This window comes from Lysinibacillus sp. RC46 (assembly GCF_041262385.1).
Lineage (GTDB): Bacteria > Bacillota > Bacilli > Bacillales_A > Planococcaceae > Lysinibacillus.
In genome coordinates this window covers 1-26,506 of record NZ_JBGCCF010000025.1, presented here as the reverse complement: position 1 = coordinate 26,506, position 26,506 = coordinate 1, and the positions used below count along the sequence as shown (strand labels likewise).

Here is a 26,506-nt window from a genome sequence, read left to right as displayed (position 1 = left end):
GTAAAAACACGCACAGTTAATAAGGAGGTAGCCAGATGGTCACGCTAGGGGAAGCATGGAACAGTTATTTATTACTTTTAAATTCTTTAAAGAAAAGCGCAGCTACTAAAAAGCAGTACAATATCGATGGACAGCAATTTTTAGTGTTTGCTCATGACAATAACTACTTGTATGTGGATCATCATTTAAAAGAATTGTTATTTGTATATAGTAATTATTTAAAAGAGACTTATGCAAATGTCAACACGTTTAATCATAAAATTGCTACAATACGAGGCTTTGTAGACTTTGTCTTTTTAAGAGAGTGGGTGGAGCCATTTGACTATGAGGGCATTTTACAGCCAAAAAAGAGGCAAAAAGAAGCTTTAACATTACTGACTAATAAGCAATTGATGCAAATTGCGAATATCTGGCCAACTTATTTTCAATACGCCAAAACTGTGGAGCATGCATGGTTGGCAAGGCGTAATGGCTGCATCGTCCAAATACTGATGGAAACAGGATGTAAGCCAGCAGAGCTTGTACGTATGAAATGGGCTCATATTAACTTTGATTCATCTGTAGTTTACATTGCTAACAATAATGGACGTAGAGAAATAAAGCTTTCGCCGATATTAATGGACATGCTCGCGTACTATAAAGAGGCAACAGAGGAGTTACATGAAGGAAAGTTAGGAGAATGGCTTTGGGTTAGCGAGGCTAGTCAATCAAAAGCCATTTCAACGAAAACAATTGAGCGAATTTTCCAAACGATGTCAAAGGATATCGATACGAATGTGAGAGCTACGGATTTGCGCTACACTGTCATGCAAAAGGCATTTCAAAGTGAAAAAACAATCGAAAATATTCAAGAAAAGATGGGCTATGTCCGAAAATGGGTGCTTACTGAAAGGCAAGGGCGTTTTGAATAAAGATGGTTTTTTAATAAAAAAATAGTTCAATAATAGAGGTTATCATGGATTACTTTAAAAGTAAGGCATTTGAGAAACATAGAAAAAATATATATAGCAGATTAGAACAAATACCTTATGCTAAAGGTCCGGTTGGTTGGACTTTTAAGGGTAATTTTAGTATTGGTGGATTTGAATATTTCGGCTTTGATTAATCATCCGATTTATTACTTGTCGTATCTAATAATGGTAGAGGAATTATAGATTTAGCAAAAGCAGAAAAAATGTCTCGAGATTATTCAGATGACTTTGACTTAGATGAAACCCTTTTAATTTGTGAAGGCTTTGACATTTTAAAAGATAAATCAATAAAATTGGCAGGCAAATATGGGGGGGATACTGCCAATCAGTAATAAATTCGGGGATAGTTTACAAAGAGTATCTCCTCTATACTCTTGTGAAGATATAATTTAACAACCTGCGTTTGAGGACTGTTTGGTCGAAGGATACAATAAAAATTGTGTTCGCATTTATAGAGGATTTTTGTATTGCTATGGATTTTCATTTAGTGGTAATTATTTTGTAGTTGCAGGTGACGGTGGTATTTTATTTTGGGAGAGATAATGCCGAGGCATAATTAATAATATGTACTTTCATTTATTCTTTAAATAGCAATGAATAAATGCACTTAAAGTAAGGGGGACGATTGTTCAATTAGAGCAATGCTTCTTGTGCTAACGGTGCAGGTAACTTGAAGAAAGATGTCCTGTTTTATCATTTAACAATAGAGATAGGCGTACGATCGAAAATAGGTAATACAATTTCATATTAGTTTCGGTGAACCGTACCATAAGTAAATGAGATTTTATAAAAGGCGATTGCTACTAATCTATAGCAATCGCTTTTATCTACTATAAGCATCTGTCTTAACTCACATTTTGTCGAATTCATCGATATATGGGAATTGTTTTTATTTTCAAATTTTTACCTAAAAGCCGAATATTTTCTAACACTTATTAATGCGTTATGATACCATATGATAATGGAAGAGGATGGTGGGAAAATGAAAATCAAAGTGCTGATTGCTGATGATAATTCTTTTATTCGTGAAGGAATGAAAATAATATTAAATACATATGAAGAATTCGAAGTGGTAGCTGCGGTAAATGACGGGCTAGAGGCGCTGGATTACTGTAAACAGCATGAAATCGATGTGGTCTTATTAGATGTGCGGATGCCGAATATGAATGGTGTGGAAGCAACCAAATTAATTAGTGAACAAACAAAGACAAAGCCGTTAATTATTACTACTTTTGATGATGACGAGTATATTTTGGATGCCATTAAGAATGGCGCCAAAGGCTATTTATTGAAAAATAATGACCCGGAACGAATTCGTGAAGCGATTACTAGTGTGTATAATGGCAATAGCATCATGCAGGACGTTGTGTTGGAGAAAATAAAATCCAATTTGATGGAAAATAAGCAGGAAAGTAAAGTAGATACGAGCCTGTTTAGTGAGCGGGAATTGGATATTATGGCTTTAATTGCAAAGGGGTTTTCAAATAAGGAGATTTCCAAACAACTTTATATTTCTGAAGGAACGATTGCCAACTATATTACTTCTATTTTTAATAAAACGGGGTTGAGTCATCGCACGCAAATTGCGATTTACTTTTTAACGGGAAGAATTCACTAACATGGAATTCTTCATCATTCTTAGTAAACTCATATTATTAGGATATTTGTCGCTCTGGTTTATTCATGTCACATTCCCGGTCCAGAATATCCCCTGGATTATTTTTTCCCTTCTGCTTTATTTGATCATCAATATTGTGCTCTATATCGTCAAGCGACAAAGGATAAAGAAGGTTGTTCTATTTCTCTCACTGGTCCAAATTCTTTTTTCCTATTATAAGGTACATCCACTTTTTATCATTCTGCTGCCGTTAAATCTATGCGAATTTTTTCCTATTAATCTGGAAAAACGGTTTATGATGCTAATCTTGGTATTTCTGCCACTTATTTGGCTTCAAGATGATTTAAGTTTTCAATATGGACTGGTGGCAGCTCTAAGTTGTCTCATTTATATGATGCTTCTGCAGTTTGTTACACGACTGCAAAGGCAAGAGGATCAATTGGATATGATGAGGAAAAATCTTCAGAAGATAACGAAAAGCTTGAATGAAAATAATGAATTTATCAGGCAATCTGAATATACGTTTAAATTGGAAGAGAGGAATCGCCTTGCTCAAGTATTTCATGATAAAATTGGCCATTCGATGACCGGCGCACTCATTCAAATGGAGGCGGCCAAGCGGTTGGTGGGATCTGATCAGGTGAAAGCTCTAGAATTGCTGCAAAATGCTATTAATATTTCAAAATTGGGTATCGAAAATATCCGAATGACCCTGAAAAATTTAAAGCCACCTACAGAACAAATGGGCATAAATCGGATGAAATTATTCATAGAAGAGTTTTCTGCCAAACATTCGATGAATATGCCCTTTGTTTATAAGGGAAATATGGAACGGATCACCCCGATTCAGTGGAAAATTATTCAGGAAAATTTAACAGAGTCCTTAACAAATGCCCTTAAATATTCGGAAGCGACGACGGTTTCCATTGAAATTCACGTCCTCAACACGATGATCAAAGTGGAAGTGAAGGATAATGGAGTTGGAATCCAAAAGGTAAAAAAAGGGCTTGGATTGATTGGAATGGAGGAACGGACCGCATCAATCAATGGAAAGATTATTGTGGACGGAACTGATGGCTTTTCAGTCACGATGTTAATTCCAATCCAATAAACAATATAATTGTGGAAAATACGCATGGTGCCTGAACCACTGTTCCAATGAAAAAGGTAACCAAAAAAATATGAAATTTTTCATGTGAAAAGGATGAATTGTTGCACTTATGCGGCTTCATCCTTTTTTTTATAATGAAGACAGAAAGTTAACGAGGGGTGAAATCATTTGAAGGTACTTGAAGTGAAAAATTTAACAAAAAAGTTTGATGATTTTCTTGCTGTTGATAATATATCTTTTTCCATAAGCGAAGGTGAAATTTTTGGGCTTTTAGGACCCAATGGTGCTGGAAAAAGTACCACTATAAATCTGATTGCTGGGCTCCTGCGCTGCAGCGAGGGTGAAATTAACGTTCTTGGGAAAAACAGCGGGAAACACAGCCGCTTTGCAAAGATGAATATCGGGATTGTACCACAGGATTTGGCGATCTATGAAGAACTCACTACTTTTGAAAATGTGAAATTTTTTGCAGGATTATATGGGCTAAGAGGGGAGGAATTAACAGCTCTGGCTCAAAAGGCATTAGAATTTGTTGGCCTGCTTGATAAGCAGAAGGAGTTTCCGAAGAATTTTTCCGGCGGGATGAAAAGACGGTTGAATATTGCTTGTGCCATTGCCCATCGTCCGAAGTTGATTATTATGGATGAGCCAACGGTCGGAATTGACCCGCATTCGCGGAACTATATCCTACAATCGATTCGCAAGTTAAATGAGATGGGATGCACGATTATTTATACAAGCCACTATATGGATGAGGTGGAGGAAATCTGTACACGGATTTCCATTATGGATCACGGCAAGGTGATTGCGGAAGGCACGAAGGAGCAATTAATCGCGATTATTACCAATACAAAGGATATTTGGATTGAGGCAAAATCGATTGAACAAATCGATTTAGAGAAGATCAAGGAAATCAATGGGGTAAAATCTGTCCTTTTGGAAGAGAACCTGATCAAAATCAATTCGGAAATAGACGTAAACAATTTAAATAATATTCTTTTGTATTTAATGAATCAAGGGATTGAAATCAGTTCACTGGAGGAAAAGGAACCGAATCTGGAAACCGTATTTCTAACACTTACTGGAAGGAACTTAAGAGATTAGAAGGAGGTTATTTCTTTGAATGTACTTAACATTATTTGGAAGCAAATTAAAGTAAGCTTCCGGGATTACCATACATTTATATTAATGATGGCTTTTCCCATTGTCTTGATGTTGATTCTTGGTTCCGCCTTATCCAAAGATTTTGATCATATAATAAAAGTCGACAATGTTCATGTCTTATATAGAACTACTGCTAGCTCAGAGATTTCTTCCTATTTTCATGCGTTTATCAAGGAAGCTAAAGACACCGGCATTAATTTTAAGAAGGCAGCTGACGGGGTGAATGGGGAAAAGGAGGTAGAAGGAAATCACTACACTGCCTTTGTTGAGGTGACCAATGAAGGACTCAAATTATATGGCAGCAGCCAAAATAGCATCGAGGAAAGTATTCTCCAAGGGATGCTGACCGCATTTGCTGATAAATATAATCTTACGGCTGCGGTAGCAAGTGTTGAACCAGCAAAAGTCAGTACTGTTTTAGCAAGCCCGGCCAAGCATGATTTTATAGAAGAAACGTCACTGCAGTCAACGAAGGAGCCCGGTTCGATGGACTACTATGCGATAGTAATGACGACGATGATTGCCCTTTATACGGCGCTGTATGGAATGGGACTTCTTCGCAATGAAAGAGTCAATCATACTTCGATTCGATTATTGGCTGCCCCGATTCGAAAAGGTGAGATTTTTCTCGGGAAAATTATTGGCTGTGTTCTTGTTAACATGATCTGTATTATTGTAATTATCATCTTTAGCCACTATGTGTATAAAGTGGACTGGGGAAGCCATATTGGGTGGATTCTTCTTATCCTAATATCGGAAGTATTTTTGGCGGTCAGTTTCGGCCTTGGTGTTAGCTATGTGGCAAAAACACATGAGGCTTCAAGAACAATCATCATCCTGGTGGTTCAGGTTGCGTCATACTTTGGTGGCGCCTATTTCAAAATTGAAGGTGCCACGGGGGCACTTAAATTTATAGCGGATTTATCACCGCTTACATGGTCAAACCGGGGGATTACGAAAATCATCTATGCCAATGACCTATCGGCTGCGATGCTGCCAATCACCTTAAATCTTGGGATTTCGCTTCTATTTTTAACGATTGCCATCATTTCATTCCAAAGAAGGGAGGGATTATGATGAAAGATATAATCTGGCTGATGAAGAAAATTCTTAGTGTGGCTTTTAGGAAAAAAGGAAATATTTTTCTATACTTTGGTGGGCCGCTCATTGGAATTGTCATTGCCTTTATGGCTTATGTAGGAAGCGGCCAACAAGCACTGAAAGTTGGGGTAATCAATCATGACTCGGGGCAGATTGCGGGAGATACAGTAAATTTTCTAAAACACTTGAAAAATATGGACCTGGTCAATGTCAATGAATCTTCTATGAAGGATCAAATTGCTGCAGGGCAATTAGATTGTGCTATTATTTTGGACGAAGGATTCTCAGAAAGTATTCAAACAGGAAACCCGGATCATATACAGCTGGCCTCGATTAAAGGAGCTGAAGTTACCGGCTTTGTAAAATCATATCTTTACCAGTATCTTGATAATGTTATGGCCTTAAATAAGGCTGCAAATGGTGATCAAGATGCGTATCAAAAAATGTCTGCCCGCTATCAACAGGCTGATTTCAAGTTTCATGTAGAGACACTGCAAGATACCTCAAAAGGTAAAAATATGACGAATCGGACCATCGGCTTTTTGTTAATGATTTTGCTAATATCAGCAGGAAACTTTGCGACAATCATTATGAAGGAAAAAGAAAATCGTACCTATTTCCGTCTGTTATCAACGCCGATTAATGCCAGGAAGTATGTACTTGCGAATATCGCTGTCAGTATGCTGGTAATGGTTGCCCAAATCATTTTTACGCTACTGGTTATAACGAATATCTTCCATATTGAGATGCATGTGTCCATTTGGCAAATGTCCATCATTTTAATCTTGTTTGCTTTAGTGGCAGCAGGTCTATCGCTAATGCTCATTTCCTTTTCTAATAGTTCAGGGATGGCGAGTGCGCTGCAAAATTTAATCTTGACACCATCGTGTCTCTTGTCAGGTTGTTTTTTTCCTTTTGAAATTATGCCGAAGACCATCCAGAAAATTGCCAACTTTATGCCGCAACGATGGGTACTTGATACTATAAGCCAACTACAGCAGGGACATGATTTTGTCAGTCTTTACCTTAATTTTTTGATTCTACTAGCGTTTGCCGCCGTATTTTTTCTAGTCTCGGTTTATAAATTTGGCCGAAATAACGATGTTCGAAATTTTGCATAAAATAGTTTATAAATTTTTATAAAAAATGCAGCTAGAACTTGGTGCAGTGAACCGTATCATAAATAGAGTCGGTTTTAAAACATAGCTAGAGGTGATACAAATTAATGTATCACCTTTTAGATCGTTTACTTACTAAGAGGAAACATTTATATGTTAATGAATTTATAAATATGATTACCTTTATCCAATAACACTTATCAATATTCCTTCAGAAGAACTCTATAATTGACCGAAAATAATATTCTGAATTATAGAAATTTAAATATTTTCTATAAATAAAAGACTCTAAAAATTCCTATATCTACCTTTACTGATCTAAAATTTTTTATGCTTACAATATGTTATTTTGACGCATCTATTAACAAATTTAATAGGAGTTCGTTCTATTATTATTAATATAATACCTAGAGTGTATTATTATTCATTTTTAATAATAAATATAATGTGTTGCGCTTAGTATTTTTGTGTGCAAAAGGGTATATGAATTAATTTTCATAGCAATAATTCATGAAAAAATAAATTGACACTCAATTGTTTATGACTTAATATGAGTCTCAGCATAATAATATAGCTCTTATTAATAACCGTTGAGACGAGGGGTCGAAGATACGGTGGCCAAACAATTTAGTTCAAAATGAATTAAATCCAGTGGGCCGAACCTGAGCACAAAATTTACTTTTGTGAACAATAAGAGGAACAGCAGCTGATAGTATTCGAAGCTTTCCTTAAATTGGGTGAGCTTTTTTTTATGCCCTAAAATCTATTATTTTGTTAGGAGCAGTGAAAATTGTCAGAAAAAGTATTATTCACATCGGAGTCTGTATCGGAAGGACATCCAGATAAAATTGCAGATCAAATCTCAGATGCAGTATTAGATGCAGCATTATCACAAGATCCGTTATCACGTGTGGCATGTGAAGTATTCACAACTACAAACACAGTAATTGTTGGTGGAGAAATCACAACAAAAGCAGAACTTGATATCGAAAAAATTGCCCGTGATACCCTAATCGGCATTGGTTACACAGATGATAAGTTCGGCATTGATGGTCATAACTGCAATGTACAAGTTTTAGTACACACGCAATCTCCTGATATCGCAATGGGTGTTGATTCTTCAAGCGATACAAAAGAAGTTGGTGCAGGTGACCAAGGGATTATGTTCGGTTTTGCGACTAATGAAACTGAGAACTATATGCCTTTAGCAATTGAAATGGCGCATATGCTTGTAAAACGTGCAACGGAGCAACGTAAAAATGGTCAATTCAAATGGGCTCGCCCAGATATGAAATCACAAGTAACAATTGATTATACAGATAGTATGCAACCTAAAATTGATACTGTTTTAATGTCAATACAACATGATGATGATTTTGACCGAGCTGCATTCATTGATTATGTTACAGAAAATGTAATTAAAACTGTTGCAAAGCAATTTGGTATGAATGAAGACTTCCGCATTTTAATTAATCCTACTGGTCGTTTCGTAGTAGGCGGACCACACGGAGATGCAGGTTTAACAGGACGTAAGATTATTGTTGATACTTATGGCGGCGCGGCTCGTCATGGTGGTGGTGCATTCTCTGGTAAAGACTGTACAAAAGTTGACCGTTCAGCGGCTTACGCAGCGCGATACGTTGCGAAAAATATTGTTGCAGCAGGCTTGGCAGATAAATGTGAAATCCAATTATCATATGCAATTGGTGTAAGTGAACCAATTAGTATCGCTTTAGAAACATTTGCTACAGAAAAAGTAGCGAAAGAAGAAATTTTAAAAGCGATTCGTCAATTATTCGACTTAACTCCAACTGGCATTATTAACATGCTAAATCTACGTAAACCACAATATCAACAAGTTGCAGCTTATGGTCACTTTGGACGTAGTGATGTAAACGTAACTTGGGAAATAACAGACAAAGTTTCGGAATTACAGCAACTCTTAGCAGTTGCTATTGGACAATAATGCAGTGCGTGCAAGATCGAGTGGCTACAGAAGAATTTTTAGCCACTCAAGACCGCATGCCATTATTTGAAGCTTTGGTCAATTATGCTAAACAAGAAGTTACGCCGTTTGATGTACCTGGACATAAAATGGGGCTACAAGAAAACCCATTAAAATGGACGCTAGGAGAAATGACATTAAGAATGGACGTAAACTCGATGAAGGAACTTGATTTATTAAGTCATCCGGAATCGGTTATTAAAGAAGCTCAGCAATTAGCTGCACAAGCATTTAATGTAGACTACGCTTACTTTTTAGTAAATGGTACTACTGTAGGTATTCTGGCGATGATTTTAGCGACATGTAAACAAGGAGATACATTGATCGTTCCTCGTAACTGCCATAAATCAGTTATGAACGGCATTATATTAAGTGGAGCAAAACCAGTATTTATTCAACCTGAAGTTGATCAACATTTTGGTATTGCACACGGAATTTCAGTTGAACATGTAAAATCGGCGCTTGCAGAAAATCCACAAGCGAAAGCTTTACTTGTGACGTATCCAACCTATTTTGGTTCGATGAATAAACTGCAAGAAATTTGTCAACTCGCACATGAACAAAATGTAACAGTTATAGTTGATAGTGCACACGGAGCGCATTTAACATTTTTACCAGATGCAAACGATGCAATTAGTGCTGGTGCAGATGCAGTAACGATGAGTATGCATAAAACTGGGGGTTCATTAACGCAAAGTTCGCTTCTTTTACTACAAGAAAAAAGAATTGATTCGAAGCATTTGCAAAAGGTATTAAATAGGCTGCAAACGACGAGTGCAAATTATTTATTAATGAGTTCTTTAGATGTAGCACGAAGGGATTTAGCGTTGTATGGACAACAACGTTATAGCAATTTAAAGTCAATTGTTGATGCGGCAGTTGAAGAAATTGAAAATAATTCACGCTATGAAGTACTTAAAGCTGAATACGTACATCAAAATTTCAATCAATCCTATGATTGGACGAAACTTGTTATTCGTGTGAACGATATCGGTTTAACTGGTTTTGAAGTTTACACAATATTGAAACAACAGTACGGAATTCAATTAGAACTTGCTGAAGGCTATGTCATAATGGCAGTCATTAGTCATGCTGATACGAATGAAACAATTGGTAAATTAGTACATGCGTTAAAAGATATAGAACTAAATCACGCTAAAAAAGATGCGATTCAGTCAGTTTATGTGACAGCGAATCAAATAAATAGATTAGCAATGACACCGCAACAGGCGTGTAATGCAGAAACAGAAACAATTTTAATTTATGATGCGGTAGGTCGAATTAGTGCAGATTCATTAATGATTTATCCACCGGGAATACCATTAGTAATCCCCGGAGAAGTTATTTCAGAGGAATTAGTAGAATTATATAACTTCTATTTTCTTAATTTTGGGAATGTTCTAAACGAAACTGAAGAAGAAAATTTTATAACAGTCGTAAGGGAGATAGATAAATGAGCATTGAATTATCAACATTAGGTAGACACGTATTAATCGAATTTTATGGTTGCCCAAGTGAAATTATTGAGCAAAACGCTTTAATCGAGCAGTTTATGAATGAAGCTGCAGACTATTCTGGGGCAACAATTGTAGAATCTTGCTTCCATCATTTCAACCCATATGGTGTTTCGGGTGCAGTCATTATTGCTGAATCACATTTAACGATTCATACTTGGCCAGAATACGGATTTGCTTCTGTAGATGTTTATACTTGTGGCGACTCAGTAAGTCCTTGGAAAGCAGCAGAATATTTAGAACAAAAACTGCAAGCGAAAAAGACAGAATCATTTGAAGTACCTCGTGGAATGGCTGATAAAATTCGCCAATTTGCAGAACAAGAAATTGATACAATTCTAGTAAAACAAGAAGTATTAGAGGACGTGATTTAATGAAATGGTATACAGAACAATGGAGCAATAACTGTAAATTTTCAATCGGATACAACGAAGAAATTCATAGTGAACAATCTCCATTCCAAAAAATAGATTTTTATAAAGGTGAGGAGTTTGGTACTTTCTTCACTTTAGACGGATTGATGATGGTCAACGAAAAAGATGAGTTCATTTATCATGATATGATTACGCACCCAGCATTCGCTACCAATCCAGATATAAAAAAAGTATTAATTATCGGTGGTGGTGATGGTGGTACTGCTCGTGAAGTACTACGTTACTCATCAGTAGAAAAAGTAGTAATGGTTGAAATCGATGAGTTAGTATTCCGTTTAAGCCAAAAATACCTTCCGATTACAGCTGCTGGTGTTGAAGAAGATCCACGTATGGAAATGATTTTCGATGATGGCTTAGCTTACGTTCAAAACGCAGCTGATCAATCATTCGATTTAATATTAGTAGATTCTACTGATCCAATTTCAGTCGGTGAAGGTTTATTTACAACAGCTTTCTATAAAGAATGTTATCGTGTATTAAACGAAAAAGGAATTCTAATTAACCAACACGAATCACCATATTTCGCGGAGTATGCAGAAAACATGCGTAAAGCACATAAAAAAATTAAAGGTATTTTCCCAATCGCAAGCGTATATCAATTCCATATGCCAACATATCCATCGGGACACTGGCTATTCGGATTTGCTTCAAAAGCGTTACATCCAATTAAAGATGTTCAAGTAGATGCTTGGGACAAATTCGCTCTAAAAACGAACTATTACAATACAGATTTACACGTTGGTGCATTCGCCCTTCCTACATTTGTAAAAGAAGCGCTTGATCGTGATGAATAAACTTCAAAACTCTTACGACAGAGGATTATAGGGACTTTGTGGAGCTTGTTGCGAAGGAAGTAGAGACTTCGTTAAATTTATATTTGAGTTCCGTATAATAACCTCACTTATCCTCCGTATCACAAGTAATAGTAAATCAGAAGTTTAAACTTATTGTATAAAAGAGTGAATACACACAAAAAAGTCGCCTCATAGGTGGCTTTTTTTTTTGTAGGTCTAAAGGTGTGAAATAATTGGTGTTTAATAGAAATATTGACAATTATTTTTCAGGCAACTAAGCTTAATAAAAATAGAGCTGCAGAGGGGATTGCCAGTGGAATTCATTAAATTAAATTGTCCGAATTGTAATGGGAAAATTGAATATAGAGAGGGACAATCATTCAAATGTCCTTTTTGTGAAACTGAAATAATGTTGAAAGAAAATAAAGTTTATTATGTTGATCAGACGATTAATAATTATTATGGTACAACTTCTGCGAATAAAGCTACACGTCCAAAACCGAATTTAAAAGCGCTTTTAATAATACCGATTGTCATCCTTTGTATATTCCTTGGCTATTTTCTTTTGAGCGGCAATCAAACAGAATATGGTAACCATAAGGACCTAGCTGTTCGGAAAATGCCTGAAAGCGAAGTTCTTTTATTCTTTTTAAAAGATATTTTTAATAAAGGTGAAGCAATGCCAACTAAAGAAGAAATCGCAAGTATCCGTTATTTAAAAATATACTATTCTGAAGATCAATGGCATTTTGATTACAGTCTTGACGATCCGTTTACAAATAAGCAAGCCAAAATTTCTAACTATATTATTATGGATAAGTTATTAAATACACAAAAAATCGAACAAAAAGATTTTGAAGCCTTTACTGGTCTGACGGTATTGAATTTGATGGGTGATTATGAAATATCACAAAGTGAAAATGTAAGCTTCCGACATCTGGAAGGTTTAAAAAGCTATACAGGTAGCTTTAATGAATCATTTAGTAAAATTGCTGAATATTTCAGCGATAAGTCTAATGTTGTAGAGCTCTCTATCCAAATCCGAAGTAATGATGAACTTGCTTTATTATTAGAGTTTCCTAATCTTCAATCACTTGAAATTTCGTATCACACCGAGACGGTTACAGACTTCGCTCTTCTGAATAAACTGCCATTAAAATCATTGTCTTTAAGATCTGCCAATGATTTGAAGTGGTTGTCTTCATTAACTGATTTAGAGTCGTTAGCAATAGATTTGAGTGAAGCGACAGATTTTAGCTCGTTCTATTCACTGAATCAATTACAAGAATTGAAACTAACAGCGGTGAAAAATTTAAAAACGCTTGATTTTATACAAAACATGCCTAACTTGCAATCGCTTGATCTTGAAAATATGGATATTACGAATGTAGAACACCTTAGAAATAAGTCTTCATTGACAAAGTTGCGTTTAGCTTCTCTTTATAAATTAGAATTGTATGATATTGTGAACAGCCTGACTTCACTGACCGATTTATCGATAACTGGTTATAGTGGCCAAATAGCATCGATTGTAGCACCCCATTTAAAAAAAGCCGAATTAAAAAGTTCTTTCTTATCCAAGTTAGAGGCACCTGCTTTAAAAGATTTAACTGTTGAGATAAGTGGGGGACAGTCGTATTTGAATGGAGCAGAATTACTGAAATATCCACAGCTAGAACAACTTACAGCAATGGAGTCTGGCGATTTTACAGGCATTCGTTCTTTAAATCGTTTGCCAAATCTGCAAACCATAAATTTAAATGAAACATCTTTTTATGAAGAGACGAGTGAATTATTCAATTTACAGCATGTAAAAACGTTAAATTGTAATGAGTGTAAGTTTCAAATTAATAGTCAAAATTCATTTAACAACAACATACTGGAACATTTAACTTTGAATAATGTATCCTTCCGAATAGGTAATGGTGACTGGGTGCATGAAGTTGATAAGGTTATGCCTTACTTTGCTGGCTTTTCAGCTCTGCGTTCATTCACAATACAAGATAGTTCACTACAATCGTTAAGTTTTATGGGGAATTGGCAACAAATTGAGGTGCTTCATTTGGAAAATAACGCTATTTCAAATGTAGAGCCATTAGTGAATTTGCCTAATTTGAAAAAGCTATATATTTTAGGAAATCAGGTGCAAAATAAATCTGTTCTAGACAATGGAATAGTGATTTATTGAGGCAATATGACTATTTAAATCCTCACTTAGCCTAATCAAGGTGAACCGTATCGTGTTTAGTGTACTGCTAAAACATAGAGCAGTATAACAGTGGTTATTCCAGAGAAGCATTTATGGGGAAGATTTTTTTATAAAAATCCATTTGACGTTTTATACTATTTTTTGTATTATATTGAAGAAAAGAATGCCCGGACTAGAACGGGAGAGGTTCATAGCAAATACCCTCTATAAAAAACTATGGAAACATGACAATATGCCATGTCCATATCGGACGTGGCTTTTTTTATGTTTTTACTTATGTTTTAATAGAATGATTGGTGATGCCTCTCTTGAAAAGTGTTGGGAAACATTTTACAAGGGGGTTTTTTTATGTCTGGCCGAAGCCGTTAAGAAAGATTGAAGTATTTAACTTATTAAGGCACACAATATTCGTTAAAAAACTAAGAAGAAAACAGCACTTTTTCTTAGAGTACTGTTTTTCGATATAAGGGAGTTTTTATAGATGAAGCAGGAAAAGGCAATTGTTGTATTTAGTGGAGGTCAGGACAGTACAACCTGTTTGTTTTGGGCAAAAGAACGTTTTGAAGAGGTAGAGGCAGTAACTTTTGATTATGGTCAAAGGCATCATCTTGAAATTGAATGTGCGAAGAAGATAGCAGAGGATCTCGGTGTTAAGCATCACATTCTTGATATGTCACTCCTGAATCAGCTTGCTCCGAATGCGTTGACACGACAAGACATAAAGGTGGAAGACGGAGAAAATGGTGAGCTTCCATCGACTTTTGTACCTGGTCGAAATCTTCTCTTTCTTTCATTTGCGGGCGTTTTAGCGAGCCAAGTAGGAGCTAAGCATATTGTAACTGGCGTTTGTGAAACGGATTTTAGCGGATATCCGGATTGCCGAGATGTTTTTATTAAATCTTTGAATGTAACATTAAATTTATCGATGGATAATTCCTTTGTGATTGATACACCGTTGATGTGGCTGAATAAGGCACAGACATGGGAGCTTGCTGATCAGCTTGGGGCACTTGATTTTGTACGGGAAAGAACGTTGACTTGCTATAACGGTGTAATAGCAGATGGCTGTGGTGAATGCCCAGCATGTAAACTGCGAAAAAAAGGGCTTAATGAGTATTTGAATTACAGGAAGGAGTCTTAAAACATGTCAGATTTTAAAATCGTCGATAAGCTCCAAAAGATAGATGAAGATATTCAAAGAAATCAATTGATCTATCATGCAAAGCGTGTTCTCATAAGCAAAGAATTTACCTTCGATGCTGCTCATCATTTACATAATTATGAGGGGAAATGCAAAAACCTACACGGTCATACGTATCGTGTAATATTAGGACTGAGTGGATACACAGATGATCGCGGTTTGGTGATTGATTTCGGCGATATAAAAGCAATATGGAAACAAAAAATAGAGATTCATTTGGATCACCGCTATTTAAATGAAACGCTTCCGCCCATGAATACGACGGCAGAGAACATTGTTGTTTGGATTTACGAAAAGTTGGCTCAGGCTTTACTTGATGAACAAAGGTATAACGGTGCGCGTGTAGAGTTTATCAGGCTATACGAAACTCCGACAAGCTATGCAGAAGCGAGACGGGAGTGGATGGAAGTTGAGTAAGGTACCTGTTATCGAAATTTTTGGACCGACGATTCAAGGTGAGGGAATGGTCGTTGGCCAGAAGACAATGTTTGTGAGAACTGCCGGCTGTGATTATTCCTGTTCTTGGTGTGATTCATCGTTTACATGGGATGGCAGCGGAAAGCATCTTATAGTCCAAATGACAGCGGAAGAGATTTGGTCTGAGTTGAAACGTCTTGGAGGCAATGGTTTTTCATTTGTCACGATTTCAGGCGGCAATCCTGCACTCTATCAAAATTTGGAAGAACTCATTGCCATTTTAAAAGAAAACGACATAAAGGTCGGAGTGGAAACACAGGGAAGCAGGTGGCAAAAATGGATGTATGAGATTGATGAACTGACAATCTCGCCAAAGCCACCTAGTTCTGGAATGACCACAGACTATTCGGTGCTCACTGATATCTTTGAAAAGCTAAAAAAACGAAACAGTAATCATCATATATCCCTCAAAGTAGTCGTTTTTAATCAAGAGGATTACGATTATGCTAAACAAATTCACCATCGATATCCAACGATTCCTTTTTATCTCCAAGTCGGTAATGATGATCTCACGACGACTGACAATTCACGATTAATACTACATTTATTAGATAAATATCATGCGCTGATTGATAGAGTGATTAAGGATGAGGAATTCAGAGATGTCAAAGTACTGCCACAGTTGCATGCCCTTGTTTGGGGGAATAAAAGAGGTGTATAGATAGTGTGCCATTACAAGAATAGGCGTCTGCTGTTAACCTTCGAATCGAAAGGGAAAAGATCAGAACTGGTCTAGGTGTGTATAAATGTCAAAATAACAATGTACATTTTTGCTATTCTAAGCATGTACCCATTCGCTGATCAACTACTTTTCTATACAAGTGCGTGAATAGTTACAACTTGACACGCTGCCTCTACTCGCATGATTCGATAGCCTAGAACCCAGCTATATCAAGGGCTGGCTAACCGGTCAAGTCTATCATGCTCGCCACTTCCTGTAACAAAGGAAATCAAAAATGTACTTGGTTAAACAAGCATTTTTGTACATATTTATTTAACGTTTATAGGTGTGAAAGTATAGGCTAATTGGGCCTATACTTTTTTTGCGCACCCAGCATGGATGGAATCTATAGAATACATACCTGAACCGTGAAGACAGAAGTAGTAACTAGCCAAGTGCAAGGGTGCTCGTGGCGATGCGGAATCTGAAAAAAGCATGTGGCCATTCTCTAGCCTGAGGAACACGAACTTCATTTTTTGAAACCTACTAATAAACAAAACTGTATTTTTCACAAATAATAAAAAATCCTACCATTTTATCTACTTTCCAATCTATTTTTGTGTTAACTTATTATTAATCAAGGTTAACTCAATTTGAGGGGAATAGGAGGAAATGACATCAAGTATTTCAAAAGTAAGATGGAGGAATAAAATGATCCGAAAGTTTTCTACATATGATCTTGCCCAGATTTCATTGCTAGCTTGTCTTATTATCGTTACAGGCATGTTTAAAATTCCAACAGGTTTTCCTGGGTCTGAATTTCAATTATCAGCACCTATTGCAGTTGCGATTGCTGCGGTATTTGGATTTAAGCGATATTTTCTAGCAGGAATCATTGCAAGTTTAATCTTATTTTTATTAGGTATACACTCAACCTTAAATGTGGAGATCTCCTTAATTTTTCGATTGACTGTAGGCTTACTTATTGTTTTATTTGGGACTTCCATTCCGGTACTTGTTTTGGCAGGCCCCATTGGAACAACGATTGCTAGATTTGGTTTGGCTTTTACGTTAGGGACTCCATTTTTACCGTTATTAGTTTTGGCTATTCCAGGCATGGTAATCACAGCTGTTAGTGTTTATCCCATAACGAAGTTGTTACAAACAATTAATAGGAAAGTAGCAGGTAATAATCATGTTAAAAACGTGTTATAGCATACGAATGCGTGCGGCTGAAAGAAGTCCTGAACTAGGGGAAAAGCATATATCTGGTGGTGAACGGATAGGGAGTAAATCTCAGATAGAGCCCATTGTAAAACAGCTATTGAATAAAGCAAGTAATCATTCACGTGGAGATGCTGACTTTATTCAAATTACCGTTGAAAAAATAGCGCATGATCAGATACAGTATTTGCCACCCTTAGAAATTACGACAGTTGAGGCGGTTTCAATCGAAAAGGCCCATAGTGAAGCAAGAAAGATACTAACATCTTTAGGTGTTTCGGAACATGCACTAAATGTTGCTTTTCATCAACTTGCTAGTAATCAAAACCTCCGTGGGGCAATCATCCTAAATAGTAAAACCGGCTTACGGCTTGACGGTCGGGGGCAAAAGGGTGTGCGTGTATCACGAATCGATTGGCAAGACACTAATGAGGAGCTTAATGAGCGTGTCCGTGAAGCATTGGCTTTGGCGACGAAAGTGGCGAATTCTCCGTTTACAATTGCAGAATTATGTTGGTCTGATGATCCAGATTACGTGACTGGATATGTAAGTAATCGTGCCATTGGTTATGTCAGAATTACACCGTTAAAAAGAGAAGGTTGTGAGAGTGGAGGGCGTATTTATTTTGTGTCAGATGAAGTTGAACTAGAATCTTTTATAGACTATTTAGAAAGCGTACCGGTTCTCATTAAGGGGGATTGAAAAATGGATCATTGGTTTCAGCGGGAACTACAATTAATAGAAGAGAAAGGGTTGACAAGGAAGTTACGTTCGTTTTCAAATGGAAATGAGAGCGAGATCATCATGAATGGTAAGAAATTCTTGCTTTTTTCATCTAATAACTATTTAGGTCTTGCAACTGATTTCCGATTGAGAAAGAAAGCATCTGAAGGTATTAGTACATACGGTACAGGAGCTGGTGGTTCGAGATTAACAACCGGAAATTTCGTCATTCATGAACAGCTTGAATCTGAAATTGCAGATTTTAAAAAAACGGAAGCCGCTATTGTTTTCAGCAGTGGTTATTTAGCGAACATTGGTGTGATTTCGAGTGTGATGAAGGCAGGGGATATGATATTTTCTGATGCCTGGAATCATGCGAGTATTATAGATGGTTGTCGACTTAGTCAAGCAAAAACAATTGTTTATGAACATGCGGATATGGTGGATTTAGAGCATAAATTGAGGCATTCACGTGGAGATGGAAAGAAGTTAATTGTGACGGATGGCATCTTTAGTATGGATGGTGATATTGCTCCACTTCCCGAAATCGTTGCGTTAGCAAAGAAATACAATGCTTACATAATGATTGATGATGCGCATGTGACAGGTGTCTTAGGAAGTGATGGTCGTGGTACTGCTGATTATTTTGGATTGAAAGATGACATTGATTTTACAGTAGGCACGTTGAGTAAAGCGATTGGTGCAGAAGGTGGTTTTGTGGCGACGTCGTCAATTGCAAAAAACTATTTACTGAATAACGCTAGATCATTTATTTTCCAAACGGGTTTATCTCCAAGTGCGATTGAAGCAGCGCGAGAAGGGATTGCTATTATTCAAAATGAGCCCGAACGCAGGGAACGATTGTTGAAAAATGCTAAGTATTTACGTTTGAAATTGGAGGAATCCGGTTTTGTAGTTACGGAAGGGGAAACACCAATTCTATCTCTTCTTATTGGTGATGCCCATGAAGCTATGCAATTTTCTGAGAAACTTCTGGATGAAGGTGTCTTTATTCCGGCGATTCGACCACCAACTGTGCCAAAAGGGTCAAGCCGGTTGCGGATTACAGTGATGGCTACACATACAATGGAGCAGCTCAATACAGTCATAAATAAAATTGAAAAAATAGGAAAAGAAATGGGTATTGTATAATCCTTATATGATCAAGAACGATACCGAGAGTAATTCTTTTGATATATTGAAAGTTTAATGACTCAAAATTGAAGATTTAAATCTGAAAACAATAGATCTTAATAAACCCCTGATTCTTCTAATTTGCGTAGAAAAATCAGGGGTTTAATTTATACCATTTTACAAATGATTCAATGCTTTGACGCTCACTTTGACTGTTAAATCATGCTTTCCACCTGAATAAACACCTTCAACTGGGCTTATATCCGAATAATCACGGCCAATGCATAAAATAATGTGATTTTCTAATACTTCTACATTATTAGTTGGATCAAGACCAATCCAGCCGATCCCTGGGATCATAACTTCTACCCAAGCGTGGGTTGCAATATCACCGACCAAGGCAGAGTTTTCATCGACGTATAAATAGCCGCTCACATAGCGTGCTGGAATTTCTTTAGCTCTTAGTACTGCAAGCATGACATGTGTGAAATCCTGACAAACGCCTCGCTTAAGGGAAAAGGCTTCGCTTGCAGTTGTCGTAACATTGGTTGCACCAGGAACGTATTCAAAAGTAGAGTATAAATATTGCATTAAATTTAATGAAAATAGTACAGGATTTTCAGCATGACCAATGGCATGATAAACTTCCTCTAACTGATTTTCTGTCATATACGTAAAATGTGTAAACTTTAAATAGGGCAAATAATGTTCATAAAACAGTTTCGAGTGAAAAATGGTCTGCATTTCTGGTGAATATTGAATGCGATGAATAAATGGTGCACGTTGAATGCTGACAATAGAGGTCGATTGAATTTCTAGCTCTTGATGCTGCTCAGGTATATAAAATGTGCCAACCGTATTGCCCCATATATCTGTATGCTCACGAGTTAAAGATGAAGGAGTGATGGCAATTCGATAGGATAATAAGCGCTGACGCTCATCACCCCTTGGCTTTAAGCGGATTGTATTTAAGCTTTGATCGACTTCAGACTCATATTGAAAAATATTAGTATGTTGAATTTCAAATTTCATTGTGTCCGCTTCCTTTAGATTACTGACTTGCTTGTTGAAAGGGAGCTGTGGATGATTCCTTTCAAAGTTGTACGCTGGGTTCATATAAATGATAAATTGTTGCAAATGTATTGCCAAAATCAATACATTGACACAATCTTTCCTCCATTAACAAAATAGTTTCCTCTAAGGTAATATTCCATAAATCTACATTCATCACAGCAAATATTAAACTCTTTAATGGAGTATGAAGCTCTAAAAATCTTGCTGAAAGAGGATCGTTTTCTAAACAAATAAATGCTTCTTCTAATTTTTCTAAGCAAAACATCACTGAACGTGGAAAATGCTTATCCTGTAATAAATATTGAATAACATTAAGTAAATTGGTTTGTCGATGCTTGCTCAAATAAGATTCCGTCGCCTCCGATAAATCGAGTAAAAACGATCCGTCCGCTTCTATTAAAGAGATGGCTACTTCCTTATGTTGCTCCAGTATAATTAAAGCCATACGAATCGTCTTTTCTACACGTTCTAACCATTTCCCAACTTGCATGAAATAAAAGGGTAAATCTCGATCCATCGAGCCTTCGATAAGCCCCGTTACCGTCAAAGAAGTTTTTCGAACATTTTGTAAAAAAGTGTTAAGAACAATTAGTGGGATTGGTCTTTCGCGTTTCATCATTTCTTGCTGTAATGATAAATAAAAAGCATTTTGCAATTCCCAAAGCTCAATGGGTATGCTATCTCGCGTTACACGTGCGTTTTCTCGAACCGCACGTAAAGTAGCATGGAGGGCGTTCCAGTTATTATTAGAAAAGAGTAGATATTCGATAAGTGGATTGACTCGAATCGACTCATAAAAGGACAAATATTCTTCCTTCGAAGCACAAATATTTAACACCGCTTCCCAATGATCGATGTATTCATTTTCTTTGCCAGATTGCTCCAACATATTCAACAGCTGTACTTGTAATATATGTGCATTCGTTTGTGATCGTTCACTATATCGTGCCATCCAGTATAGTGCATCGGCTACTCGACTTAGCATACTGCAATTCCTCCTTTAATATCCATGTATCTTTTGCTCCTCCGCCCTGGGAAGAATTAACGACTAAAGATCCTTCTTTTAATGCTACACGCGATAAACCTCCAGGAAGCACATACATATCCTCGCCCTTCATTACATAAACACGCAAATCGACATGACAAGGATAAAATCTCCCATCCTGAAAAGCTGGTGCTCTAGATAGACTAATTGTTGGTTGTGCAATGTATTGAACCGGGTTTTCCAATATTTTTTCTTTAAAAATAGCAATTTCTTCATTACTCGCATGTGGACCAATTAGCATATCATAGCCGCCAGAGGCACTAACGTTTTTTATGACAAGTTCTCTCATATGCTCAAGGACCCAACCTCGCTGTCTATCATCAGCTAGATGATAAGTCTCTACATTACGTAAAATAGGTTCCTCATTCAAATAATAGCGAATCATATCCGGTACATAGGCATACATCGCTTTATCATCAGCAACACCATTACCAACAGCATTTAAAATAGCAATATTTCCAGCCTTATAAGCAGCCATAATATGAGGGACTCCAAGTAAAGAATCCGCACGAAAAACAGCAGGGTCTAAAAAATCATCATCAATTCGACGGTAAATAATATCAATTTGCTCTAAACCGTAGATTGTCTTCATGTACACTTTATTATCTTGGACAACTAAATCACGCCCTTCGACAAGCTGAATATTGAGCTGCTGTGCTAAAAAAACATGATCGTAATAGGCCGAATTATACATACCTGCTGTTAAGAGGACAGCTTTAGGTTCTCTATCTGGGTTCATAGAAGGTGGCCGATGTGCAAGAAGTGCCTTCTTCATAAAGGCCATTTGTTTGTCAAGTGACTGGATCGTATGTTTAGAAAAAAATTCAGGATACACTTCCTTCATCACAGATCGATTTTGAAAAACATAGGATATCCCTGAAGGATTGCGTAAATTATCTTCTAACACGTAGTAAACGCCATTTTCATCACGAATCAAGTCTATGCCTGCTAAAAAAATATGATTATCAATAGGTACATTTACACCAAGCATTTCTTTATAAAAATACGGATTGTTTTCAACGAGCTGTTTCGGAATAAGGCCATCCTCAAAAATGGACTGTTCATGGTAAACATCATGTAAAAAACAATTTAAGGCTTTCACACGCTGCTTCATACCAGATTCAATTTCTTCCCACTGTTCATATGGAATAATAATAGGTATAAAATCAAAGGGCATTGTCCGCTCTGTTCCACCTTGTGCACCATATACGGTAAATGTAATGCCTTGTTTAAGGAATGTTGATTGTGCTTGCTGATATTTTTCATCTAATTGTTCCTTAGTGAAAGCATTGAGCTTATGGTGGAAAGACCGATAATGAGGCTTCGGTTGATTACCTTCGAACATCTCATCAAAAAACATACCAGATTCATAGAACTTCATCATATGGATCGCCCTCCGAATTTAAGTAGTAGAGAAAACGTGTTACACTTAGTAAGAATCAATTTCGCCTTGGCAAAATTGTAGTAAATGGGTACCAATTGACATGGAACCACATCTGCATTCATCTCATCACTTTTAGAGGAATGAAGATAAATACATATAAAAGGAGCTTATAAAATGACAACCATTAATTTAATGCAAGCTTATGAGCTAGACAAGCTTTCAAAATTAGATTTTACTGATGAGGAGATTGTACGTACATTGCAAACAGGGGATGTATCAGTTTGGCAGGAAAAAGTACCAAACTATGAATTTTCCGAAACAATGGCACTTTACCAAGAAGGGGAGCAAAGGTTTTTAAATGCTCTGCACGGTAACTACAGTATCAAATATGTAACTTTGCCAGGCATTCAGCGCTTATTGTATATTCATTTCCAATTAGAAGAAGGGAAAGATTATCAATTGTTAGAAACAGGAATCCAACATTTAACTTGTGATGAGGGAGTTATTGCTAAGCTTCAACATATGCTATCAACAAACTGGTCTCTAGCAAAACAAGTAGATGGGACGTATAGTATTTTTGTAAAGTAACGGTTTTTCATACGGAAATCGACAAAAATCCAAATAATACCATGCGCGTTGTGAGAAGAATCGACACGTATAGTTATCCGTCTTTTTATTTTTCGAATCGTCTCAGAGCATTTAACTCACTAGATTTAAATATTCATTTTTTTCGTGTTTTATGCCTAAAAAATGAAACTTTCATAAAAACTTTTAAAAAAGATGATTTTCTTTCTAAAGGGAATCATCTTTTTTTTGCTTATTAGTAGAACGTTTGTTCTGGATTGTAAAAAAAGAGCTTGTTTTTCACCATAAAGTTCCCAAATTTATATTTGGGAACGTTTTTTCGTGGTAAAATAGAAAAAATAGAGGTGATTTTATGGAAAAGCCGAAGCTACCAAAAATAATGAGAGATTTCCTTGTTTATTTAACGACGATTAAAGGGAAGTCTCACCGCACAAGAAAAGAATACGAATATGATTTGACATTATTCTTTCGTTTTTACATAGCCATTCAAAATGATCATGATAGTTCAGATTTAACGAAAATAGATATTTCTACTATTTCAATAGAAGAAATTCGTGAAATGACACTAGAGGATCTTTATTTATTTATGGAATATTGCGAGGTCCAGCGAGGGAATTCAGCATCTGCAAGAGCGCGTAAAGTAGCAACATTGAAGTCATTTTTTAAATATTTAAAAGGAAAACGACGTTTACTAGAGGAAAATCCGGCAGATGAACTAGAAACGCCAAAAATAGGACGGAAAAAACCTATCTATATGAACATCGAGGAAGCCACGCAATTTATCGATGGCATCCAGCCAAATCGTGCTTCACCAAGGAATTATTGTATGATGATGTTTTTCTTAAATTTAGGGATTCGTGTGACAGAGCTTTGTCAGCTCAATAGGTCATCTATACAAGGTCGCTACTTAACGGTTGTTGGTAAAGGGAATAAGGAGCGGACAGTTTATTTGAATGATAGCTGCATCCAGGCACTTGCAGACTATGAAAATAGCGGAAAGACGGCCTTTAAAGGGATTGAAGAAGAGCCTCTTTTCGTCTCACAAAAGGGAACACGCTTCACCCGTCAAACCGTTGCAAAAATCGTTAAACAAATTAATCAGCAATCCGGGCTTCAAAAAGAACGACTGACGCCACATAAGTTACGTCATACATCCGCTACGATGATGTATAAATCAGGGGCAGATATTCGAAGTCTCCAACATATTTTGGGCCATTCAAGTGTAGCAACAACGCAAATCTATACACATATTGAAGATGAAGAGTTGCAACATGTACTCGAAAATAACCCGTTTAATATTGTTCGTCCTAGAGAGCATTTCATTGAATAAAATAGGCTACTAAAAAAGCCGATGATCCTTACTTGTAGGAATCGGCTTTTTGATACTATTATATGTTTTTCATTTCATCAATAGAGTTTGTAAGCTCAATAAATTGTCTTTCAATTGGCTTAAATTCGTGATTTAAACGAGTAATTAAATATAAATCAACAAATCTAAATGGTGATGGTACTTCTAAGTATTGTTCAATGTTGTATCGTCTTGCAATACGTTTAGAAATTAAAGTAATTCCCATGCCCATCATGGCAAATTGTAATAAAGTTTCTGGGTCTCCCACTTCAATTATTTCTCCCTGCGTAATATCTAAATTCATACATATATTTCGTAAAATTGAAAGATACAAACAGTTATCAGATAGTACAAGAAAGTTTTTTTCACTTATATAATCCTCGAATATTGTACTCCGATCAATACCTTGACCTATGATGACCATTTCTTCTATAGCTACTTTTTTATACTTTATATTATTATTTTTTAATGAGCCAATCGTGTATGCTAGATCAATTTTCCCTAGAAGAATTTGATTTTCTATATACTCTGTTGAACCTGTTTTTAAAGTTACCGATAAATTAACGTATGTTTGATAAAGTTTATTTAAGGCTTGTGATATTTGAGTTCCTCCTATTGAAATCATCGTACCAATTCGGAGTTTTTCCTCATGTTTTTTCATTATATTTTCTGTTTCTTCCCAAAGAAATAATATTTTCTTAAATTGATGATATAATTTTTCTCCATCTTTCGTTAGTGTTACACCTTTAGAATTTCTAATAAATAATTCTTGATTATAATGGTTTTCAATTTTTTTAATTTTTGCCGTCATATTTGATTGTAGGTGATTCAATTTAGTGGCAGCAGCAGTTATACTTTTCAATTCTGCAACTGACACAAACGCTTTCATATTTTCAATATCCATTTCTATTCACATCCATCAAAAAAAGTGATAGGACCATCACGAATTAACATTTAAAATGATGTCTCGTTTTCATTATACTGTATAAAGTTAATAGTATTTTAAACGTTTTGGAGGAAAAGTTAATGGAAAATAGAATTATTAATGTAGGGATTATAGGTGGATCTTTGAATAATCAATGGGCAAGTCAAACACATATTCCAGCTTTGAAGAACAATCCCTTTTACAAACTAACAGCAATCGGAACTTCCAATATGGATACTGCTAAAGAAAGTGCCAAAATACTGAGTGCTTCTCATGCTTTTACAAACTATAAGGAAATGGCTCAATCGAAAGATGTCGACTTAGTAGTTGTAAGTATCAAGGTCCCTCATCATTTTGATGCTGTGATGGCAGCATTAGATGAAAATAAACATATTTATTGTGAATGGCCACTAGCTATCAATACTCAGCAAGCTGAAAAAATGGCTAAATTAGCAGACGACAGAAATATTCATCATGCAATTGGACTACAGGGAAGACAATCTCCAGAAGTAAATTATTTAAAACAAGCAATTCAACAAGGGGATATCGGCAAAGTCATTTCCTGTACTATGCAGGTTGCTACACAAGGTAAAGCCCAGTGGTGATATGTCAACCATAAAAAACATCGGAATTGGAAATTCTTAAGCTACCAAGCATCTAAAAAACTGTTTTTAAGCGTACTCAA

The 26,506-nt window shown here is 36.3% G+C and carries 25 protein-coding genes and 1 riboswitch; of the genes, 21 read left to right on the top strand and 4 right to left on the bottom strand.

What is annotated here, in order from left to right:
- Positions 1-35: 35 nt before the first annotated feature.
- The 18 genes from ABH966_RS19815 (at position 36) to bioF (ending at position 19,478) form a co-directional block, all read left to right on the top strand.
- Positions 36-911, top strand: coding sequence for a tyrosine-type recombinase/integrase (locus ABH966_RS19815; RefSeq protein WP_370081405.1), 876 nt, complete (start codon positions 36-38; stop codon positions 909-911).
- Positions 912-955: 44 nt separating this feature from the next.
- The gene (locus ABH966_RS19810; protein ID WP_370081403.1) at positions 956-1,105 is read left to right on the top strand and encodes a hypothetical protein; all 150 of its coding nucleotides are present in this window, start codon (positions 956-958) and stop codon (positions 1,103-1,105) included.
- A gap of 848 nt (positions 1,106-1,953) precedes the next feature.
- Entirely contained in the window at positions 1,954-2,589 is a 636-nt protein-coding gene (locus tag ABH966_RS19805) for a response regulator (RefSeq protein WP_370081401.1), read from the top strand.
- A gap of 1 nt (position 2,590) precedes the next feature.
- Positions 2,591-3,700 (top strand): sensor histidine kinase, encoded by a 1,110-nt coding sequence (locus ABH966_RS19800; protein ID WP_370081399.1) that lies wholly within the window; start codon positions 2,591-2,593, stop codon positions 3,698-3,700.
- Positions 3,701-3,868: 168 nt separating this feature from the next.
- Positions 3,869-4,804: an ABC transporter ATP-binding protein gene (locus ABH966_RS19795; protein ID WP_370081397.1), complete on the top strand. Its 936-nt coding sequence runs from the start codon at positions 3,869-3,871 to the stop codon at positions 4,802-4,804.
- 15 nt (positions 4,805-4,819) lie between these two features.
- On the top strand, positions 4,820-5,941 hold the full coding sequence (locus ABH966_RS19790) for an ABC transporter permease (protein ID WP_370081395.1): 1,122 nt from the start codon (positions 4,820-4,822) through the stop codon (positions 5,939-5,941).
- The gene (locus ABH966_RS19785; protein WP_370081393.1) at positions 5,941-7,086 is read left to right on the top strand and encodes an ABC transporter permease; all 1,146 of its coding nucleotides are present in this window, start codon (positions 5,941-5,943) and stop codon (positions 7,084-7,086) included. The genes ABH966_RS19790 and ABH966_RS19785 overlap by 1 nt, the downstream gene beginning before the upstream one ends.
- Before the next feature lie 787 nt (positions 7,087-7,873).
- Entirely contained in the window at positions 7,874-9,049 is a 1,176-nt protein-coding gene (gene metK, locus ABH966_RS19780) for a methionine adenosyltransferase (RefSeq protein ID WP_370081391.1), read from the top strand.
- 20 nt (positions 9,050-9,069) lie between these two features.
- Positions 9,070-10,545, top strand: coding sequence for an aminotransferase class I/II-fold pyridoxal phosphate-dependent enzyme (locus ABH966_RS19775; protein WP_370081389.1), 1,476 nt, complete (start codon positions 9,070-9,072; stop codon positions 10,543-10,545).
- The gene (gene speD, locus ABH966_RS19770; RefSeq protein WP_082172725.1) at positions 10,542-10,976 is read left to right on the top strand and encodes an adenosylmethionine decarboxylase; all 435 of its coding nucleotides are present in this window, start codon (positions 10,542-10,544) and stop codon (positions 10,974-10,976) included. The genes ABH966_RS19775 and speD overlap by 4 nt, the downstream gene beginning before the upstream one ends.
- Positions 10,976-11,830, top strand: a complete 855-nt coding sequence (gene speE / locus ABH966_RS19765; protein WP_370081387.1) for a polyamine aminopropyltransferase — start codon at positions 10,976-10,978, stop codon at positions 11,828-11,830. The genes speD and speE overlap by 1 nt, the downstream gene beginning before the upstream one ends.
- A gap of 313 nt (positions 11,831-12,143) precedes the next feature.
- Positions 12,144-14,018 (top strand): leucine-rich repeat domain-containing protein, encoded by a 1,875-nt coding sequence (locus ABH966_RS19760; RefSeq protein ID WP_370081385.1) that lies wholly within the window; start codon positions 12,144-12,146, stop codon positions 14,016-14,018.
- A gap of 198 nt (positions 14,019-14,216) precedes the next feature.
- Positions 14,217-14,263, top strand: a riboswitch (PreQ1 riboswitch).
- 257 nt (positions 14,264-14,520) lie between these two features.
- On the top strand, positions 14,521-15,180 hold the full coding sequence (gene queC / locus ABH966_RS19755) for a 7-cyano-7-deazaguanine synthase QueC (protein ID WP_370081383.1): 660 nt from the start codon (positions 14,521-14,523) through the stop codon (positions 15,178-15,180).
- 3 nt (positions 15,181-15,183) lie between these two features.
- Entirely contained in the window at positions 15,184-15,657 is a 474-nt protein-coding gene (gene queD / locus ABH966_RS19750) for a 6-carboxytetrahydropterin synthase QueD (protein WP_370081381.1), read from the top strand.
- Positions 15,650-16,378, top strand: coding sequence for a 7-carboxy-7-deazaguanine synthase QueE (queE, locus tag ABH966_RS19745; RefSeq protein ID WP_370081379.1), 729 nt, complete (start codon positions 15,650-15,652; stop codon positions 16,376-16,378). The genes queD and queE overlap by 8 nt, the downstream gene beginning before the upstream one ends.
- A 711-nt stretch (positions 16,379-17,089) precedes the next feature.
- Entirely contained in the window at positions 17,090-17,593 is a 504-nt protein-coding gene (locus ABH966_RS19740) for a hypothetical protein (RefSeq protein WP_370081377.1), read from the top strand.
- The gene (gene bioW / locus ABH966_RS19735) at positions 17,574-18,305 is read left to right on the top strand and encodes a 6-carboxyhexanoate--CoA ligase (RefSeq protein WP_370081375.1); all 732 of its coding nucleotides are present in this window, start codon (positions 17,574-17,576) and stop codon (positions 18,303-18,305) included. Before ABH966_RS19740 ends, bioW begins: the two co-directional genes overlap by 20 nt.
- A 3-nt stretch (positions 18,306-18,308) precedes the next feature.
- Positions 18,309-19,478 carry an 8-amino-7-oxononanoate synthase gene (gene bioF, locus ABH966_RS19730; protein ID WP_370081373.1) on the top strand — a complete coding sequence of 390 codons (1,170 nt, stop codon included), beginning with the start codon at positions 18,309-18,311 and terminating at the stop codon, positions 19,476-19,478.
- Between the two features lie 159 nt (positions 19,479-19,637).
- On the opposite strand, the gene ABH966_RS19725 is transcribed toward bioF, so the two are convergent.
- The 3 genes from ABH966_RS19725 to ABH966_RS19715 all read right to left on the bottom strand — a co-directional run bounded on the left by ABH966_RS19725 (position 19,638) and on the right by ABH966_RS19715 (position 22,963).
- The gene (locus ABH966_RS19725) at positions 19,638-20,492 is read right to left on the bottom strand and encodes a transglutaminase family protein (RefSeq protein ID WP_370081371.1); all 855 of its coding nucleotides are present in this window, start codon (positions 20,490-20,492) and stop codon (positions 19,638-19,640) included.
- A 61-nt stretch (positions 20,493-20,553) separates the two neighbouring features.
- Positions 20,554-21,519 (bottom strand): alpha-E domain-containing protein, encoded by a 966-nt coding sequence (locus tag ABH966_RS19720; RefSeq protein WP_370081369.1) that lies wholly within the window; start codon positions 21,517-21,519, stop codon positions 20,554-20,556.
- Positions 21,473-22,963 carry a circularly permuted type 2 ATP-grasp protein gene (locus tag ABH966_RS19715; protein WP_370081367.1) on the bottom strand — a complete coding sequence of 497 codons (1,491 nt, stop codon included), beginning with the start codon at positions 22,961-22,963 and terminating at the stop codon, positions 21,473-21,475. The genes ABH966_RS19720 and ABH966_RS19715 overlap by 47 nt, the downstream gene beginning before the upstream one ends.
- Positions 22,964-23,137: 174 nt before the next feature.
- Here ABH966_RS19715 and ABH966_RS19710 point away from each other — a divergent pair, with 174 nt between their 5' ends.
- Positions 23,138-23,551, top strand: a complete 414-nt coding sequence (locus ABH966_RS19710; protein WP_370081365.1) for a hypothetical protein — start codon at positions 23,138-23,140, stop codon at positions 23,549-23,551.
- Positions 23,552-23,900: 349 nt separating this feature from the next.
- Positions 23,901-24,878 (top strand): tyrosine recombinase XerC, encoded by a 978-nt coding sequence (locus tag ABH966_RS19705; RefSeq protein ID WP_370081363.1) that lies wholly within the window; start codon positions 23,901-23,903, stop codon positions 24,876-24,878.
- A 58-nt stretch (positions 24,879-24,936) separates the two neighbouring features.
- On the opposite strand, the gene ABH966_RS19700 is transcribed toward ABH966_RS19705, so the two are convergent.
- On the bottom strand, positions 24,937-25,800 hold the full coding sequence (locus ABH966_RS19700) for a LysR family transcriptional regulator (RefSeq protein WP_370081361.1): 864 nt from the start codon (positions 25,798-25,800) through the stop codon (positions 24,937-24,939).
- Between the two features lie 122 nt (positions 25,801-25,922).
- Here ABH966_RS19700 and ABH966_RS19695 point away from each other — a divergent pair, with 122 nt between their 5' ends.
- Positions 25,923-26,426 carry a Gfo/Idh/MocA family protein gene (locus tag ABH966_RS19695; RefSeq protein WP_370081359.1) on the top strand — a complete coding sequence of 168 codons (504 nt, stop codon included), beginning with the start codon at positions 25,923-25,925 and terminating at the stop codon, positions 26,424-26,426.
- The last annotated feature ends 80 nt before the right edge of the window (positions 26,427-26,506 follow it).